This is a genomic window from Arthrobacter sp. 05T47 (genome assembly GCF_056395825.1).
Genome location: NZ_JBFTKG010000031.1, coordinates 35,270 through 52,235, shown reverse-complemented (window position 1 = coordinate 52,235; position 16,966 = coordinate 35,270). Strand labels below are relative to the sequence as shown.

The window sequence follows — 16,966 nt, the reverse complement described above, 5'->3', positions numbered from 1 at the left end:
GGTGATGAGCCCTGGTGGTGAGCCGACGTCGCGGTTGACAGGACCAACGATACTCACGCCGCAGGGAAGGCCGGCATCCGTTGACAGCGGCACGTTCACAGCACGAAACACGTGCCGTTGATGTGCCATGGCCGGAGTGGGAAACTTGGGCTGCGGTCTCATCCACTTTAAGGAGTCGGAAATGGCTGACGGAACTGGATTGATCAAGCGGTTCTACACAGAGGTGATTGGGGACGGAAATCTCGCCCTCATCGAAGAACTGGTCAGTGATGACTTTGTCGATCACGATCCCATGCCCGGACAATCGCCCGCCAAAGACGGGGTCGCGTTCTTCGTCAACGCGATGCGGACGGCATTCCCGGATCTCAAAGCCAAGACCAGCGAACCGGCGTTGGTCGATGGAAATCTGGAGGCGCTATACGTGGTCCTAACGGGAACGCACCAGGGAGAACTGATGGGCGTCGCGCCCACCGGCCGGAGCGTCGAATTCAGCAGCATCGACATCATTCGGGTCGAGGAAGGAAAAGTCGTGGAGCACTGGGGAGCCACGGACACCATGACCCTCATGCAGCAGATCGGCGCCGGAACGGAGTAACGCGCGCAACAAAATGGCTGTCCACGTTCCCCATAGGGAAACGCGGACAGCCGTTCGACGACGACGTTCCGCAACGGCGGCGCCGTCGACGTCGTTAGGTCAGGCGGCCTGCGCCGGCGACACCTCAACGAGCTGAACCGTGACGCCGGATTGCCGGAAGAGCTCGACCTGTTCCGGGTCCGCCTGGTTGTCCGTGACCAGGATCCAGGGGGCGGGGAGCTTCACCCAGGCATGGAACGGGCGTTTGCCGAGCTTGGTGGAATCGGCCAGGACATAGACGGTGTTGCCGCGGCGTGCCATCAGTTCTTTGAGGCGCGTCTGGGCCTGGTCGGCCTCGCACAGGCCGGCATCCACGGTGACGGCGTCCGCGCCGAGGAATACCCGGTCGAAGCTCATCCGCTCCAGGGCGGCCTCGGCGATGGGGCCCACGAAGGTCTGGCTGAGTCCGCGGAGCCGTCCGCCCAGGCAGTCCACCTGGATGCCCGGTGAGTCGGCGAGTTCCTGGAGCGTGTTGATGCCCGGCGTGGTCACGGACAGGTTCTCGCGGTCCCGGAGGGCGTGCGCCATCGCCCCGACCGTTGAGCCGCCGTCGAGCAGGACGTTCTCACCCTCCTTGACTTCGGCGGCCGCCCAGGCGGCGATGGCCTGTTTCTGCTCGAAGGCCTCGCCGGTGCGCTGCCGCAGGGACGGCTCGGGGTGCGCGCCGAGTGCCACGGCGCCGCCGTAGGTCCGGGCGAGTTTGCCCTGTTCGTTCAGCTGTGCCAGGTCCCGCCGGATCGTGGAGGCGGTCACGGCAAAGTGCCGCGACAGGTCTTCCACGGACGCCAGGCCCGTGGTCACGGCGAGGTGGTAGATCTCTTCGCGCCTGGCTTGGGCGGTAGTCATCGTTGGCTCTCCTTCACCGGCTGCTGGCGCATCCGTAGCTGTACCGAGCGGTACATTGCTGTCCCCATGCTATTCGGACCCGGCGCGCATCCGTTCACTGCGCGTACGTTCACCGCGCATCTTTTCATAGCGACGCGCCGCCGCAGATCACATAGTTTTGTCCCGTGATGGACTTCCCGTGGCTCCCCAGCAGGAAACCGGCGAGCGCGGCCACGTCCTCGGGGTCCACGAGCTGACCCAGCGCGGGCAGCTTCGGCGGGGTTGCGGCCCGGCCTGGGTCGGCGAGCATAGGGGTGTCCGTGGGTCCGGGGGACAGCACGTTCACGGTGATGCCGCGCGGTGCCAGTTCCTGCGCCCAGGTCCGGCCCATGCCCAGCAGCGCAGCCTTGGTGGCCGCGTACTGGCTCTTGCCGGGGGACCCGGTGGAGGTCCGGCTGCCCACCAGGAGCACCCGGCCACCGTCCGGCATGCTCGGAACCAGGGCGTTGGCCAGGCTGCTGGCGGCCGCGACATGGACGGTGAACATTCCGGCCAGCGCCTCGGGATCCAGCTCGCCCAGCACGGCGGTGCGCTGGAAGCCGGCGGCGTGGACCAGGGCGTTCACCGGAGGCAGGTCCTCGACGCACGCGGCCAGGGACGCCGGATCTGAGAGGTCCGCCTGCCGCCACTGGAAGCCGGGTCCGAGATCGGGCTCGCTCCGGCTGAGCCCGGTCACCTGCCAGCCCTCCGCCAGCAGGCGGACCGCGATGGCTTTTCCAATGCCCGAGCTGCAACCGGTGAGGACGGCGTGCGGCTTGCTCACTGGAAGTCGCCGCCCGGGGTACTGGTCCCTTCGTACGCCCACTGCGGATCCACGCGGACGTACTTGATGGCCTGCCGGAAGTACGTGTAGGCGATGTTCAGGGCGCCGTCTGGGCCTTGGTGGATGGACGGGTAGGAGTATTCGCGGTTCAGGCCGTCGCGGGAGTTGTTGGACAGGCAGTAGCCGTCTCCCACGTCCAGGTTGCGGCGGATGGGCCAGCTGCGGCCGGAGTCCTCGGAGATCGCCAGCGTCATCGGGGACCGCGGCGTGCCCCAGAAAGCCTTCCGTTCGCCGGGCGCCGAGCCGGCAGCAGTACCGGATTCGGCGGTGACCACCGGTTCGGTGATCTGCCCCTGTTCCTCGGCCAGACCGTCGTCGTCGATCTCGTCGTAGAGCGAGAGCCGCCGCTCGGTGGAGGCCTCGGCCCGGCTGTGGTTGTAGACCAGGGCCAGCCGGCCGTCGGCCAGGGCAACGAACTGGATGGAGGAGTTGTTGTTCGGCAGTTCGGTGGGAACGGGTTCGCTCCAGGTGCTGCCGCCGTCGGTGGACCGGGATTCGTAAATCGAGTCGGCCCAGCGGCTGCGGAACAGGGCCAGCAGGGACCCGTCGGCCACCGGCTGGATGTTCATGTGGACGCAGCCCAGGCTGCCCGGCAGGACATGCTCAGTCCAGGTGGCGCCGGCGTCGTCGGAGATCATGACGGCGCTGTCGTCGCTGTTGCCCACCCACTTCTCGCCGGGGGTGGTGATGCAGCGGAAGATCGGGATGATCCAGCGGCCGGACGGCAGCACCACCGGCAGCTGACGGACAAACACGCCGCCCGTCTCGTTGGCGGCGAACAGGGTCTCCACCGGGCCCCAGGTCCGGCCGCTGTCTCCGGAGATGCGGCGGCGGACCTCGGCGGTGTCCTGATTGCCGGCCTTCTGCGCCGTGTACAGGAGCCAGAGCCGGTTGTCCGGGGCGGCGAACAGGATGGGGTTCTGTTCGGAGCGGGCGGAGTCGTCGGAGAGCTGCTCGGCCGGCGACCACTGGCGGCTGCCGGGTTCCAGGGTGGAGAACCAGATGGAGATGTCCGGCACGCCTTCCTGGGTGCCGCCGAACCACACGCAGCCGAGCCGGCCGTTTGGGAGCGTCAGGAGGTTCGCGGCGTGGCTCTGCACGGTGGGCGCCGGCAGGTACGCGTACTGGCTGCCGCCGGCTTCCTTGACCTCGCCGTCGGGCGTGATGGTGGTGTAGCCGGCAGGGGAAGCGTCGGTTGAAGGCACGTCTGTTGCGGTCGCGTCTGTTGAAAACACTGCTCAGTCCTTTTTGGTTGCGGCAGCCAGGTGGGCTTTGGCCGCCAGCTCCAGGTGGGTCAGGTCGGAGGCGATGGTCGTGAAGGTGTAGCCCTGGCGCAGCCGGAGTGCGGCCACGTCGCCGGCCGGCGTGTGGATGCCCGCGGCCACACCGGCAGAGGCGGCTGCCTCGGCGACGGTCTCCAGCGCGGCGTTGAATTCAGCTTCGACGGCGGGGTCGCCCGGGTAGGCGGCCCCCACGGCGATGGCGAGGTCGGAGGGGCCCACGTAGATGCCGTCCAGTCCCGGCGTCGCGCAGATTTCCTTGACGTTGGCCAGCCCTTCCGGGGTCTCGATCATGGCGAAGACCAGGGTTGCGGCGTTGGCTTCGGCGGGAACCGGGCCGATCCGCAGGGCCGAGCGCATGGGGCCGTAGGACCGGCCGCCCAGCGGCGGGTACTTGGCCGCCGCGACGGCCGCGGCCGCGTCTGCCGCGGAGTTGATGAGCGGGACGATCACGCCGACGGCGCCGGCGTCGAGCGCCTTGCCGATCGCGGTGAATTCGTTGCCCTCCACCCGCACCATGCCGACGGCGGTGTGCCCGGCGTCGATCGCCATGAGCCCGTTCAGCACGCCCGAGTAGCCCAGCAGCCCGTGCTGCGCGTCCAGTGCCACATAGTCATAGCCGAGCCGGCTGATGCGCTCTGTGGCGACGGGTGCGTCCAGGACGGCCCAGTAGCCGACGGCCTGCTCGCGGGCACGGATCTTGCGGGCGAATTCGGTAGCGAGTTCGGAAGTCATGTTCTCTCTTCTGCCTTAGAGTCGGTGGAATTCAGTCTGGGGAATGGTTGCGTAGGTCAGCGGTTGTAGGCGGGCATGGGGCCGCGGAGGCCGGAGCCGACGGCGTCGCACGCCTCCGAAACGTCTGCGGGCAGCGGGCCCTTGGCCACGGCGGCGATGTTGGCCTGCAGCTGCTCCACCTTGGAGCCGCCGAGCAGCATGGACCCGACGCCGTTGCGGTAGGCGAGCCAGCGCAGGGACAGCTCGGCCAGGCTGATGCCCGCGCCTTCGGCGATGCCGGCCAGGGAGTTGACGGCCTCGAACAGCTGCTTGTCCCAGTAGCGCTGGGTGTACATGGCGGCGAGTTTGGAGTCGCCGAACCGGCCTTCGGAGGGCCGGGCGTCGAAGCTGTGCTTGCCGGTCAGCAGGCCGCCGCCGAGCGGGTTGTAGACCATGGTGTGGACCTCATGCGTGGCGGCGAATTCGAGGTATTCCTCCTCCACCCGGCGGGCCACCAGGTTGTAGAGCTGCTGCGCGACCACGGGACGCGGTGCGCCCACCTCGCGGGCCACGTGGATGACGTCGGCGATCTGCCAGGCCGCGAAGTTGGACACGCCCAGCGCGCCGATCTTCCCTTCAGCGGCGAGCTCGGCCACGGTGCCCAGGGTTTCCTGCAGCGGGGTGGCCCGGTCGGGCTGGTGCAAATAGAACAGGTCGATGCTGTCCACGCCGAGCCGGCGCAGGCTGCCCTCCACGCTGTTGCGCAGACCCTCCTTGGACAGCGGGGCGTGCTGGCCGTGGTCCGAATGCGGCATGCCCGCCTTGGAGGCGAGGACGACGTCGGCCCGGCGGTCCTTCAGGAGGCGGGACAGCATCTCCTCGGTGGCTCCGCCGACGTAGGCGTTGGCGGTGTCGATGGTGGTGATGCCGGCCGCGAGCGCCTCGTCCACCATCCGTCCCGCGGTGGCCTCATCGGCGGTGTCGCCGAACGTCATGGTGCCCAGGACGAGCCTGGAGATGGGTAGCTTCAGGCCGTCCACTGGCGTGCCTTCGGGCTGGATGCTCATTGGTTGATTCCTCATGATCGAGTTGGCGGGTGGCTGTTTAGGGGGAGATGGTCAGGGCCTCAGGCGCTGGTCTTCAGCGCCAGCGACGAGACGATGTGCCGCGGCTTCAGGCCGGTCATGGTGGACGGGTCGAGGGCGGCGCGGCGGAGCTTGCGGGTGTAGTCCTCGGCCGGCGCTGTCAGCACCTGCGCCGTCGTGCCGTGCTCCACGAGCTTGCCGCGCTGCATGACCATCACGGTATCGCTGATCTCCTGCACCACGCCGAGGTTGTGCGAAATGAAGACGTAGGTGATGCCGGTTTCGTCCTGGATGGACTTCAGCAGTCGGAGCACCTGGGCTTGCACGGAGACGTCGAGCGCGCTCGTGGCCTCGTCGCAGACCAGCAGTTCCGGCTTGGACGCCAGCGCCCGGGCAATCCCGATCCGCTGCCGTTGTCCGCCGGAAAACTCTGACGGGTGCTTGTCCAGGGATGCGACGGGCAGACCCACCTGGTCGATCAGGCTGGCAGCCGCCTTGTGCCGCTCGGCCCGCGACCGGACACCCTGGAGCTTCATCGGCTCGGCCACGATTTCCTGTGCCGTGAGGTGCGGGTCGAGGGAACCGTAGGGATCCTGGAAGACCATCTGGAACTTCGAGCGCAGGGGCCGGAGCTTGGCCTCGCTGAGCGCCGCCAGGTCGGTGCCGTCCAGGTCGATCCGGCCACTGGTCGGCGTGACCAGGCGCATGAGCGCCTTGGCGATGGTGGATTTCCCGCAGCCGGATTCCCCGACGACGGCGATCGTCTTGCCCTTCTCCACCGAGAAGGAGACGTCGTCCACGGCCCGGAAGGTTCCGCCGGAGACGGCGTAGTCCACCACGAGGTTTTCGACGGACAGGAACGGCTTATTCATGGCGGGCTCCGGTGGTGGTCAGGGTGCTGGCGACCGGCGTTTCGTCCCAGGCGCCCAGGACGGGGATGGCGGCGAGCAGCTTGCGGGTGTAGTCGGTGGCGGGGTTGTCCACGATCTGCTGGACCTCGCCGGACTCGACGAACGAGCCGTCCTTCATGACGTGGATGCGGTCCGAGATCAGCCGGGCCACGCCGAGGTCGTGGGTGATCATCAGGATGCCGATGCCGCGCTGTTCCTGCAGTTCGAGCAGCAGGTCCAGGATGCCCGCCTGCACGGTGACGTCCAGGGCGGACGTGGGCTCATCGGCCACCAGCAGCTGCGGCTCGCTGGCCAGCGCAATGGCGATCAGGACGCGCTGGAGCATCCCGCCGGAGAGCTGGTGCGGGTACTTCTTCAGCTGCGCATCCGGGGTGGGGATGTGGACCTGCTCCAACAGCCGGATGGCGCGGGCATGGACGGCGCCCTTTTCCTTGGTCGAGGCCGCGCCGGCGATTCGGATGGCCTCAAACAGCTGGTTGCCGATCGAGTGCACGGGGCTCAGTGCCGTCATGGGGTCTTGCGGGATCAGCGCGAGGGTCCTCCCGCGGACCTTGTCGATCGCCTTGGAATCGGCGATCACGTCCACGCCGTCGATCTTGACCGATCCTGAGATCACGGCGAGGTCCTCCGGCAGGAGCCGGAGGAGGCCCATCGCCGTCGTCGATTTTCCGGAACCGGACTCACCGATGATGGTGACCGTCTCGCCCCGGTGGATGGTGAAGCTGACGCAATCCACGGCGCGGACAATGCCGACGTCGGTGATCAGTTCCACCTGGAAGTCGCGGACCTCCAGCAGCGGCTGTTCTGTCATTTCCGAATGCAAGGCCATCTCAGGCACCCTTCTTCTTGCGGCGGGGACGGTCGCGGAGGCCGTCGCCCAGCAGGTTCACGCCCACTACCATGATCGCGATCACCAGGCCGGGCACCGTTACCAGCCACCAGGCGGTGGTGAGGTAGCCCTGACCGTCGGAGATGATGCGCCCCCACGTGGCGAACGGCCGCTGCGGGCCGGCGCCGAGGAAGGCGAGCGCGCTTTCCAGCAGCACGGCCTGGGCCAGGAGGAGCAGCACCACCAGCGTGGCCTGCTTGATGACGTTGGGAATGACGTGCTGGATCAGGATCTGCACGCGGTGCAGGCCGAGGATCCGCGCGGCGGAGACGTAGGGCTTTTCGCGTTCCACGAGCACCATGGACCGGGTCAGGCGTGCCACCTCGGGCCATTGGGCGATGGCGATCACGAACGTGATAACCGGAATGGACGGGCCGAAGAGCGCCACCACCAGCAGCAGCATCATCAGCAGCGGGAGGGACATCTGCGCCTCGATCAGGCGCGAAACCACGGTGTCCAGCTTGCCGCCGAAGTACCCGGCTGCCGCGCCAAAGATGATGCCGATGGTGCCGGAGACCACCACGGCCAGGACACCGATGGTGAGCGAGACCTGGCCGCCATGCAGCACCCGGGAGAGCAGGTCGCGGCCCAGCTGGTCGGTGCCGAACAGGTGACCCTCGCTCAGCGGTGGAAGCAGCCGGTGGGCAAGGTCCTGGTGGTTGGGGTCCGCCAGCGGCAGGAACCCGGCCAGCACGATTGGAACGACCACCAGCAGCGTGCAGATGACGCCGGTGCGTATCTTGAACTTGGCGCCTGCCCGTCGGCGGGTGGCGCCGGCCTTGGCGATCAGCTCCTTGGTGACGGCGCTGGGGGAGGACTTCCTGGCCGGGGGCTCGGTGGGTACGCCTGCCGGAGGGACTGCGGAAGGAGTTGCGGTGTCGCTGATACTCATGCTGTGGCCGCCTTTCCAAGACGAATGCGGGGATCAAGCAGGGGGTAGGCGAGGTCGACGAGCAGCTGGACTCCAACCGCCAGCAAAGCCGTGATCAGGACCGTGGCCTGGATCAGCGGGTAGTCGCGGGTTTCGAGCGCCCGCACAATCAGGGAGCCGACGCCGGGCCACGCGAACACCACTTCCACCACCACCACGCCGTTGAGCATGGCCGCGAAGCGGGTGCCGAGGGCCGTGAAGACCGGGATGGCGGAGTTGCCCATGGCGTAGCGCCAGGTCAGCAGGGAATTTCGGACGCCGCGGGAGCGGGCGACGGTCAGGTAGGGTGCGGCGAAGTTCGCCGTCATTTCCCGCCGGACCATCCGCGAGATCAGGGCGATCTGCAGGATGGCGATGGTGACGGTGGGCAGGACCAGGCTGCCCCAGGTGGCGAAGCCGGAGGCCGGGAAAATCGGGATGAGGACGGCGAAGAAGGTGAGCAGCATGATGCCGGTCCAGAAGTCCGGCATGGACTGCCCGGCGATGGTCAGGACGTTGACGCCGAATTCCTTTTTGGTGTCCGGCCGGCGGGACATCCAGACGCCCAGCGGGATGGCGACCACTGTGGTGAGCAGGATCGCGGACGTGGCCAAGGTCAGCGTGTACGGCAACCGCTCCATGACCACCTGCACGGCCGGGGCCTGGAAGGAGTACGAGGTGCCGAGGTTGCCGGTGAACAGCTCCTGCAGGAAGATCCAGTACTGCTGGATCAAGGGCAGGTCCAGGCCGAACTGCTCCCGGACCTTGGCGAGCTGTTCGGTGGTGGCCAGCGGTCCGGCGTAGGCAACGGCCGGATCGCCCGGGGCCAGGCGGATCAGGATGAACACCGTGGAAACCGTGAGGAACACGGTCAGCAGGCCTTGGCCGATCCTCTTGAGGATGTACTTCGTCATGGTCAGGCCTCCAGCCGGACGTCAGCGAGCGGGTAGGAGTTGGTGGGAGCCAGCGAAAGGCCGCCCACCCGGTTGCGGTGGGCCAGCACGGACTTGGGCACGAACGCCCAGGCACAGGGCCAGGTCTCCCAGATGGCCTGCTGGGCCACTGCGAGCAGCTGCTGCCGCCGTACGGGATCAACTTCGGTGGCGGCGGCCTGGATCTTGGCGTGCACGGCGGGATTCACGTATCCCTGGTAGGTGTCGCGGGTCTTTTCCTTCTCCGCGGTGCCGGCGTACATGCCCTGCATCATGGTGATGGCCAGGCCGGTGGGGCTGCTGAAGCCATTGCCCAGCAGGTCCCAGTCGCCTTGCTTGCCCTGGCGCCAGGCCGAGATGTTGCCGCCGGCTTCGAACTGCTGGAGCTGGGCCTGGACGCCGATGTTGCCGAACATCTCCACGAGGGCCTCCATAACGGAGGTGTCGGAAGCGAATTCGCCGGTTTCCCAGATGATCTTCAGGCTGAGGTCGGTGACGCCGAGGCTCTTCAGGGTGGCCTTGGCCTTCTCGGGATCGTAAACGTAGGTGCCGGTCTTGGCGAAGCCGGTCAGGCTGGACGGGGTGACGCCCTCGGCCTGGCTGACGGAGTTCACCAGCACGTCCTTGACCAGCGCTTCGCCGTTGATGGCCCAGCTGAGGGCCTCACGGACCCGGACATCGGCCAGAGGGTGCCCGGCGGGCTTGCGGAAGTTGTAGAAGATCTGGTTCAGCCGGAGGCTGGACGCTTCACTCAGTACGACGCCGGGAAGCCCGGCCAGCTGTTCGCGCGAGTCGGGGGTGATGGAGTCAATGACATCCACCTCGCCGCTGCGCAGGGCGATGACGCGGCTGGATTCCTCGGGAAGGAACCGCACCTCGACGGTGTCCACCGCCGGTGCGGGGCCCCAATAGTTCTCGTTGCGCTTGAGGCTGTAGGTGCCGGCGCCGCGGTTGAACTTGGTCACGACGTACGGGCCGGTGCCGACGCCTTCCTGCAGTTCTTCGGGCTTGTTCTTGGCCGCGGGGCTGATCAGGATCATGCTCATGAGCGAATCGAGGATGGGAATCGGCTTCTTGGATTCCATCCGGAAAGTCCGGTCATCCACAGGTACCACGGTGGGGAACTCGGGGAAGAAGCCGGCAACGAAGGAGCCCTGGACCTGCTGGTACATCTTCAGGGCCGTGGCGACGTCCTCGATCTTCAGGGGGGTGCCGTCGGAGTACTTGATGCCTTCGCGCAGCTTGACCGTCCATACCGTGGGGGAGGTCATGACGAAGCTTTCGGCCAGGACCAGGACGGGCTTCGTCTCGGGGCCAATGGCGGTGAGCCCCTGGCGTACGGAGCGCTGGACCGTGACGGCGGCGTCGAACTGGTTGAGTTTGTTGTCCAGGCTGACCAAGGAGCGGTTGAGCGCCAGGGTCAAGGTGCTGGGTCCTGGCAGGCCGGTGGGGCCGGCACATCCGGCGACGCTGCCTGTGCCCAGGAGAAGTCCGGCCAGTCCGCCAAATTGCAGCAGGCGGCGCCGGGAAATCTCGGGTCCTTGAGGAAGAACGGTCATCGTTGACCTCTCGGTAGAACGGGGGGACGGCTGGCGACCGGATGGCCTGCGCCGTGTTACATGGATCACCTTGCCACGTTTGCGCGATTCGCGCAATAGTTCTAGCGCGATTCGCGCAGTTGTGTCATGATGAGGACATCGACAGCTTGATGAAGAGCTCGATAACCAGCTTCATTACCCGCTTGATTACCAGTCCGATCCAAGGGAGGAGGGAGAGATGGCAACAGTGCTCGTACAGGCCGATGACTTTTCCGGCGCCGCTGAAGTGGGGGAGTGCTTTGCCCGGCAGGGGTTCGACACGCGGATCCTGCTTGAACCATCTTCCGCGACTTCCGACGTGATCGCCGTTGACACCCACTCGAGGTCCTGTGCCCCCGAAGCTGCCGCGGCCGCCGTGGCCCGGGTCTTTGCGGGGCCGGCCGCCGTGGACGCTGCTGTGCTGTTCAAGAAGCTCGACTCGCTGTGGCGCGGCAACGTGGGCGCCGAAGTGGCTGCTCTGGCGGAGCTCGGTTTCCACGCGCTGATCGCCGGTGCGCTGCCGCAGCTGCGGCGCACCGTGGTGGATGGACGGCCCTACGCAGACGGCGTGCCTCTGGCCGATACCGGACTCTGGAAGGCCGAGGCAGCCGCGCCGCCTTCTTTGGTCGCGGAGGTTCTGCCGCAGAGTTCCGTTCAGGGGCTGGATCTCGCCGTGGTCCGCTCCCCGAACCTCGCAGACACGCTCCGTGAGTTGTTCTCGGGTGATAAGGCCGCGACCGTGGTGGCCGACGGCGAAACCGAGGCCGACCTGGAAGCCGTGGTCGAGGCCCTGGCCCAGCTGGACTATTCCGCCGACGGTCGCAGAATCGTCCTGGTGGGCACGGGCGGCATCGCGGCCGTACTCGCGCAAACTCTTCGCCCGGCGGAACGCTCCGCGCCGGACACGAAAACCCCGGTCCCTGCGCGAAACGCGCAAGTCGCACGAGACGCCAGTACCTCAGATCTGACTGAGAGCCGTGCCGCGCGGCCGGTGCTCGCCGTCGTCGGCTCCGCGTCCGAAGCAGCACGCAGGCAACTACGGGAGCTTCGGGCCGGGGGCTTTACGCTCGTCGGACTGAGCCCGGAGGAACTTCGCCAGCCCGGGACGGCACCCAAGCTCGGTGTTGTCCGCGAGGCTCTGGCCGCCCGCGAGCCTGTAGTCCTGACCGTCATCGCCGAGCAAGTGGATCCCCGGGAAGCCGGCACGATCGTCGGCAACCTGTCGGACTTCGTGTCCGCCGCCGTCGTCCCGCAGTCGGGACTCGACGTCGTTCTTCCCGATCTCATCCTGACCGGTGGAGAGACCGCCCGCGAGGTGCTGGACCGCCTCGGCATCCGGGCGTTGGAGCCGCTCGGCGCCGAACAGCACGGGGCGGTGGTCAGCCTCGCCGACGACGGCAGGCTGGTGGGCACCAAGCCCGGCAGCTTTGGCAATGACCAGGCCCTGCTGCAGCTCTACCACTCAATCCAAGGCCGCCGGGCCAGCGAACCGGCCGGCACTGCACGTCACGAACCACTCGACCCTTCCGCAAAATCTGGAGAAACCATGAATTCAGTCTTGAAAGCCGCCGAGTTGAATGCCACCGATTTGAAGGCAACAGCACCGGACGCTCGCCCCGTCATCGCCGTCACCATGGGCGACGGCGCCGGCGTCGGCCCCGAAGTCACGGTGGGCGCGCTGCTGGCCGAGAACGCCTACCGCGACTGCCGGCCTATCGTCATCGGTGACGTGTACCGGTTGGAACTGGGTGCGAAGGCGCTGGGCGTCGCGGCGGACATCGTCGAGATCCAGGACGTGGCCGAGGCCGTCTTTGAACCGGGCCGCATCAACGTGATTGATCCGAAACTGCTCTCGCACGACCTGCCCTGGGGTGTGGAATCCGCCGAGGCCGGCAACGCCGCGTACCACTACATACGGATCGCCTGCGAGCTCGGGATGAAGGGGGAGGTGCAGGGGATCTGCACTGCGCCGCTGAACAAGGCCGCGCTGCACAAGGCCGGGCACATTTACCCGGGCCACACGGAGCTGCTGGCGCACTTCATGGGGATTGAGGAAGTGTCCATGATGCTCTCCACGCCCAAGGTCAAGGTCATCCATGTCACCACGCACATCGGCCTGATCGATGCGATCAACAAGATCGAGCCCGGCCTGGTGGAACGCACCGTCCGTCGCGGTTACAGCGCCATGCAGCGCGCAGGCATCGCCAATCCCAAGATCGGCGTCTGCGCCATCAACCCGCACGCGGGGGAGAACGGCCTGTTCGGCTACGGCGAGGAAGCGGAGAAGATCACCCCGGCCATTGAGAAGCTGCAGGCCGACGGCATCGACGCCCGCGGCCCGCTCCCGGCCGACACCGCGTTCTTCCTGGCCGGACGCGGCGACTTCGACCTGATCGTCGCGATGTACCACGACCAGGGCCACGGCCCGGTGAAGGTCCTGGGCATCGAGGCCGGCGTCAACATCACCGTGGGCCTGCCGGTAATCCGCACCTCCGTGGACCACGGCACGGCCTTCGACATCGCGGGCAAGGGCATCGTGGACGTGCGCAGCATGATCGAGGCCCTGCGCCAGGCCGCGGAGATGTCCCCGAGCCCGGTGCTGCAGGGGTAGGGCCGCCGTAACAGCAACGCCGGGGTCACGTAGCGCCCATCCAGAGGGGACTTTCGGGCGCTAGGTGATCCCGCGTTGTACTGCTACGACGGGACTTTGCGTCAGTCTTGCGGGGCAGTTTCACGCGCCTTGCTCACGTTTCCTCCCGGGGCTGCACTTCAACGCTTGGTGAACGCATCCTGAGATCGCTCGGTGTCGCTCAACCGGGCGTAAGTTGTCTCGCATGGCATAGGATAGGGCGACCTTACGGAAGATCCTGCGCGCGAAACAGCGCCCTACGCCAAACCAGCGTGTTCGTTCCTTTCGATCACAACAGCGTTGCCATTCGCCGTCACTGCAAATAAGAACGGCAGATACAGTGTTCCCCCCGAACTACTCGCAGTCTCGGGGTCCAAGGTCAGGTAGTCGAAGTCCACTCCGATCACAGCGTTGCATCCGAGTGCATATGCTGCCTCTTTCAACTCCGCTAGAGCGTTTCGCCTGATGTGCGACAGTCCCGAAAGCAAGTCTGCGCCGACATCCTTGTTCACGCCCCCAAACCAGCCGTGGTTTGGGCGGTCCATCGATACCGCATCGTCACCAGAAATATAGCCTGAGTACTTGGTGATGCTGTAGCCCTCAAAGTTGAAACCGGACGTGATGAGTATGCTCGCAAGGGCGCGTTGCTTTGCTAGCTCATCTTGCTTCGCGTTGGCTTGCTCTAGCGCGAGACGTTCCTGCTCCTGAGCTACCCGTGCCTTCTCCTGGATAAGATACTGCCTGTAACGGCCGACCATTTCGTCTGTGTTGACGCCGTCGTCGACGCTCAGGCCAGTAATTCCAGACTTGTACTGAAATTCGGATTGTTTTAACCACTGATCGAAAGCGATCGGATCAAGTTGGTATTTCTTGGCAATGTCTCTGGTTTTCACGTAAATACCTATCGTAGATACTGCATGGCGTGCTCGTTGGTGGGGTCGATATCAAAGGTTAAGCTTGCATAGGGATGGCTATTCGTCGGATCTGTTTCACGTTGCGAAACGCGGATCCCGTCGTCGTTGAGCATCCGGGTCAGTTGGCCTCCTGCGGGCATTCCCGGCACGTATTTGTTGTGGGGGAGCCCGCAGGCGGCCACTACATTAACTGCTACCAAACGGCCACAGTCACTCGGACAGTCACTGCTCCGGCGCCGACAGTGACGGTTATCCAAACAGTGGCACCTGTCGCTGCGCCCGCCCCGGCCTCGGCCGCAGTCCCGCCACCGTGGTATTGTGCGCGGCTGCGGCAGGGGAAATGCTCAGACTCTTGGGTGCGAAATTGAAGCGGTCGAATTCAAACACATCGACGGGAATTCGGGCACGGGTAATTCCGTATTCCTTCCGTCGAATTGGACGGTGATCCGCCCGGGGAGGGCAAGGCAGGGCGTTGCACTGACTAAGACAATCGTCGTGCATGTAGCTAAGCCTGGGAATAACGGACTTCCAGCTGGTCGAACGTCAAGTGAGGCGAGCCGGCGGGAGAGTGATCACTTCCGCCGGCTGTAGCATCGCGACCGCTAGAGACCCGTCTGGCTCACGCCGTACTCGGCCTGCGCCGGGGTGAAGCCCTCGAAGGCGAGTTGCTCTTTCAGCCCGGCACGCGAGAAGGACTGGTATGCGAGGTAATCCTTGGCCTTTTTAGCTGCCTGCTCGTTCCAGTCGACTGTCACCCGGTCGACGGCCCACGTCGCATCTGGTGTCGAATACTTTTCGAATTCCAGTTGCTTGATCAAGCCAGTGCGCGAGAAGGCCTGGTAATCGAGGTAATCACCGGCTTTCCGCAGAGCGTTTTGCTGACTGATCGTCCCAGCTTCGGCAGCAGCCTTGGCAGCAGCGTCAGCGTCAGCCTTAGCTTTGGCAGCGGCGTCGGCGTCGGCCTTGGCTTTAGCGTCGGCCTCGGCCTTCGCCGCCTTAGCAGCAGCGTCAGCGTCAGCCTTGGCCTTAGCGTCGGCCTCGGCCTTGGCGACGGCGGGATCCTGCGTTGGGGTCGCTGCCGGGGTAGCAGTAGCGACAGAAGTAGCGTCATTTGCGACGGAAACGGGTGAGGCGGACGAAGTGGCAGCTCCGGCGCGGCTGGCATTGATGATGATGCTCAGGAGAACGAAGGCGGCGGTGACGATCAGGGCAATTTTCTTGTGCTTGTCGTAGCCCTCGAGCGGAAGACCCTGCTTATCGCGGGTTTTGTTCGCCAGTACGAGGATGAGATCGACCAAGGCCCAGATGCCCAGGCCGCCGAAGGTGACCAGTTTGAGAATACCGGTTCCGACTTTGCCCAGATAGAAACGGTCCACGCCGAAAACGCCGAGGAGGAGGGAGAACAGCCATGTCACGAGGAAAGACTTATTGCTCTGTTTTGTCTGTCCATATCCGTAGGCGGGGGGATAGGGGGCGAGGTTCGGGGGCTGGCTCATGAGAGTCCTTTCATAGGACACCTGACCGACGTGCGATGCGAAGCGTGCGGAGTGGGTGCGGTGATTTACGCACATAGGGGGAGCCCGGCGTGGAGCGCTGGCCGCAAAGCGGTACATCGCGCCAGCCAACAGTTACAAGCATGTTCGCTTCCCCCAGTAGCGTCACGGGCGTATACCCGCATACCGGATGTTACATTGCATCCGCGCAATCGAATGCAGACACATCGGAAAGTGCCATCTCGGGGGATTTTCGGAAAGTGCCAGCGTTCAAGTGGTTAGCCTGCGGGTGTCCCGAGGCGGAGGCATCGGGTGTGGACTGAGGGCCGCAGTCCGATAGCAATAATTGGCTGCGACCGCCGAGCTCGCTGAGGCGGACACGCCGACCATCCCTGCCGACCGCCGTTTCCTGACGATGTAGGACGCAATATGCGACATCCGCGAATGATCCGCAATGAGACATCGGCTCTGGGTGCTTGCTGGATGTAATCTGTGAACGATCAGATCACGACACCTCGACTGCGCGGCGTCACATCAGCTTGATCCTTGTTGCCGCGGCTAGTCTGGCAGCGATCCGAACACTACCCATGGGGGAACCTTGACTGAGAACTTTCCGCCGATCCCGCCCGCATCGCAGGCGCCCCAATCGACACCGCAGTACCCGGCCCAGCAGCCCGAGGGCTACGGCCAGCCGCAGTTTCAGGCGCCTATTCAACAGGCTCCGCCGCAGTATGCCGCGCCAGGCGGATACCCGGGCCAGCCGCAGTCCTATGGGCAACACCAAGCTGTGTACCCGCCGCACGGTTATGCGGCCCCGGGACCGTACGCTCAGCCACTACCAGGCCCATACAACCAGCAGCCGGGCCCATGGGGTCCGGCCGTGCCAAAGGGTCCCAAGTCTTCCGGCTACCGTGTCGCGGCCGGCATCGTAGGGATCGCTCTTGGTACCTGGCTTTTCGTCCCGTCCATAGCCGGCTTCAGCGCAGGCGGCGGCACGGCATTCATGGCATTCCTCATCTTGGTAGCCGCACTGGGCAACATCACTGCCGGCATCGTCCTCCTGTCCAACCAGCGCAGCCGGAGCCACGGGTCACCGATAACGTCCCTGACCTTCGCGGGCCTTGCCTTGCTGTTGGGACTCATCGGTCTGGCCGTGCCGTATTTCGGGGCGGCCCTGTTCATAACGTCGCTTCTTCTGGCCACCCCCGTCCTCATCGTCATGGGCCTTGGGCTGTCGCGGGAGAAGCGCGGCGCCTAATCGGTTGCGCACAGGAAGGTTCCGCACCAACG

General features: G+C 65.6%; 15 protein-coding genes. 3 read left to right on the top strand and 12 right to left on the bottom strand.

The window, feature by feature from the left end:
- The first annotated feature begins 181 nt into the window (after window positions 1-181).
- Window positions 182-595 (top strand): ester cyclase, encoded by a 414-nt coding sequence (locus AC1DEY_RS18015; RefSeq protein ID WP_476869157.1) that lies wholly within the window; start codon window positions 182-184, stop codon window positions 593-595.
- Window positions 596-694: 99 nt separating this feature from the next.
- Here AC1DEY_RS18015 and AC1DEY_RS18010 read toward each other — a convergent pair whose 3' ends face one another.
- The 10 genes from AC1DEY_RS18010 to AC1DEY_RS17965 form a co-directional block, all read right to left on the bottom strand.
- A complete protein-coding gene (locus AC1DEY_RS18010) occupies window positions 695-1,480 on the bottom strand; it encodes a DeoR/GlpR family DNA-binding transcription regulator (protein WP_441410030.1) in 786 nt (261 codons plus the stop codon).
- 124 nt (window positions 1,481-1,604) lie between these two features.
- A complete protein-coding gene (locus tag AC1DEY_RS18005; protein ID WP_476869156.1) occupies window positions 1,605-2,282 on the bottom strand; it encodes an SDR family NAD(P)-dependent oxidoreductase in 678 nt (225 codons plus the stop codon).
- Window positions 2,279-3,577, bottom strand: coding sequence for a sialidase family protein (locus AC1DEY_RS18000; RefSeq protein WP_476869155.1), 1,299 nt, complete (start codon window positions 3,575-3,577; stop codon window positions 2,279-2,281). Before AC1DEY_RS18000 ends, AC1DEY_RS18005 begins: the two co-directional genes overlap by 4 nt.
- Before the next feature lie 3 nt (window positions 3,578-3,580).
- Window positions 3,581-4,357 carry an HpcH/HpaI aldolase family protein gene (locus AC1DEY_RS17995; protein WP_476869154.1) on the bottom strand — a complete coding sequence of 259 codons (777 nt, stop codon included), beginning with the start codon at window positions 4,355-4,357 and terminating at the stop codon, window positions 3,581-3,583.
- Between the two features lie 56 nt (window positions 4,358-4,413).
- Window positions 4,414-5,403: an aldo/keto reductase gene (locus tag AC1DEY_RS17990; protein WP_476869153.1), complete on the bottom strand. Its 990-nt coding sequence runs from the start codon at window positions 5,401-5,403 to the stop codon at window positions 4,414-4,416.
- Between the two features lie 59 nt (window positions 5,404-5,462).
- Window positions 5,463-6,293 carry an ATP-binding cassette domain-containing protein gene (locus AC1DEY_RS17985; RefSeq protein WP_476869152.1) on the bottom strand — a complete coding sequence of 277 codons (831 nt, stop codon included), beginning with the start codon at window positions 6,291-6,293 and terminating at the stop codon, window positions 5,463-5,465.
- A complete protein-coding gene (locus AC1DEY_RS17980; RefSeq protein WP_476869151.1) occupies window positions 6,286-7,143 on the bottom strand; it encodes an ABC transporter ATP-binding protein in 858 nt (285 codons plus the stop codon). Before AC1DEY_RS17980 ends, AC1DEY_RS17985 begins: the two co-directional genes overlap by 8 nt.
- Before the next feature lie 19 nt (window positions 7,144-7,162).
- Window positions 7,163-8,113 carry an ABC transporter permease gene (locus AC1DEY_RS17975; RefSeq protein WP_476869150.1) on the bottom strand — a complete coding sequence of 317 codons (951 nt, stop codon included), beginning with the start codon at window positions 8,111-8,113 and terminating at the stop codon, window positions 7,163-7,165.
- Window positions 8,110-9,045, bottom strand: a complete 936-nt coding sequence (locus tag AC1DEY_RS17970) for an ABC transporter permease (protein WP_441410038.1) — start codon at window positions 9,043-9,045, stop codon at window positions 8,110-8,112. Before AC1DEY_RS17970 ends, AC1DEY_RS17975 begins: the two co-directional genes overlap by 4 nt.
- Before the next feature lie 2 nt (window positions 9,046-9,047).
- Complete coding sequence (locus AC1DEY_RS17965) at window positions 9,048-10,622, bottom strand: ABC transporter substrate-binding protein (protein ID WP_476869149.1); 1,575 nt, start codon at window positions 10,620-10,622, stop codon at window positions 9,048-9,050.
- Between the two features lie 217 nt (window positions 10,623-10,839).
- Here AC1DEY_RS17965 and pdxA point away from each other — a divergent pair, with 217 nt between their 5' ends.
- Window positions 10,840-13,251 carry a 4-hydroxythreonine-4-phosphate dehydrogenase PdxA gene (gene pdxA / locus AC1DEY_RS17960; RefSeq protein WP_476869148.1) on the top strand — a complete coding sequence of 804 codons (2,412 nt, stop codon included), beginning with the start codon at window positions 10,840-10,842 and terminating at the stop codon, window positions 13,249-13,251.
- Between the two features lie 275 nt (window positions 13,252-13,526).
- On the opposite strand, the gene AC1DEY_RS17955 is transcribed toward pdxA, so the two are convergent.
- Window positions 13,527-14,162 carry a heavy metal-binding domain-containing protein gene (locus AC1DEY_RS17955; protein WP_476869147.1) on the bottom strand — a complete coding sequence of 212 codons (636 nt, stop codon included), beginning with the start codon at window positions 14,160-14,162 and terminating at the stop codon, window positions 13,527-13,529.
- A gap of 623 nt (window positions 14,163-14,785) precedes the next feature.
- Window positions 14,786-15,679: an Ltp family lipoprotein gene (locus AC1DEY_RS17950; RefSeq protein WP_476869146.1), complete on the bottom strand. Its 894-nt coding sequence runs from the start codon at window positions 15,677-15,679 to the stop codon at window positions 14,786-14,788.
- Window positions 15,680-16,556: 877 nt separating this feature from the next.
- Between AC1DEY_RS17950 and AC1DEY_RS17945 the strand changes: the two genes are divergently transcribed.
- Window positions 16,557-16,934 carry a hypothetical protein gene (locus tag AC1DEY_RS17945; RefSeq protein ID WP_476869145.1) on the top strand — a complete coding sequence of 126 codons (378 nt, stop codon included), beginning with the start codon at window positions 16,557-16,559 and terminating at the stop codon, window positions 16,932-16,934.
- The last annotated feature ends 32 nt before the right edge of the window (window positions 16,935-16,966 follow it).

Excerpts from the sequence above, each read along its gene's own strand:
- AC1DEY_RS17950 (WP_476869146.1), bottom strand. The coding sequence starts at position 15,679 with ATGAGCCAGCCCCCGAACCTCGCCCCCTATCCCCCCGCCTACGGATAT.
- AC1DEY_RS17995 (WP_476869154.1), bottom strand. The coding sequence starts at position 4,357 with ATGACTTCCGAACTCGCTACCGAATTCGCCCGCAAGATCCGTGCCCGC.
- AC1DEY_RS17985 (WP_476869152.1), bottom strand. The coding sequence starts at position 6,293 with ATGAATAAGCCGTTCCTGTCCGTCGAAAACCTCGTGGTGGACTACGCC.
- AC1DEY_RS18015 (WP_476869157.1), top strand. The coding sequence starts at position 182 with ATGGCTGACGGAACTGGATTGATCAAGCGGTTCTACACAGAGGTGATT.
- AC1DEY_RS17980 (WP_476869151.1), bottom strand. The coding sequence starts at position 7,143 with ATGACAGAACAGCCGCTGCTGGAGGTCCGCGACTTCCAGGTGGAACTG.
- AC1DEY_RS18010 (WP_441410030.1), bottom strand. The coding sequence starts at position 1,480 with ATGACTACCGCCCAAGCCAGGCGCGAAGAGATCTACCACCTCGCCGTG.
- AC1DEY_RS17965 (WP_476869149.1), bottom strand. The coding sequence starts at position 10,622 with ATGACCGTTCTTCCTCAAGGACCCGAGATTTCCCGGCGCCGCCTGCTG.
- AC1DEY_RS17970 (WP_441410038.1), bottom strand. The coding sequence starts at position 9,045 with ATGACGAAGTACATCCTCAAGAGGATCGGCCAAGGCCTGCTGACCGTG.
- pdxA (WP_476869148.1), top strand. The coding sequence starts at position 10,840 with ATGGCAACAGTGCTCGTACAGGCCGATGACTTTTCCGGCGCCGCTGAA.
- AC1DEY_RS17975 (WP_476869150.1), bottom strand. The coding sequence starts at position 8,113 with ATGAGTATCAGCGACACCGCAACTCCTTCCGCAGTCCCTCCGGCAGGC.
- AC1DEY_RS17990 (WP_476869153.1), bottom strand. The coding sequence starts at position 5,403 with ATGAGCATCCAGCCCGAAGGCACGCCAGTGGACGGCCTGAAGCTACCC.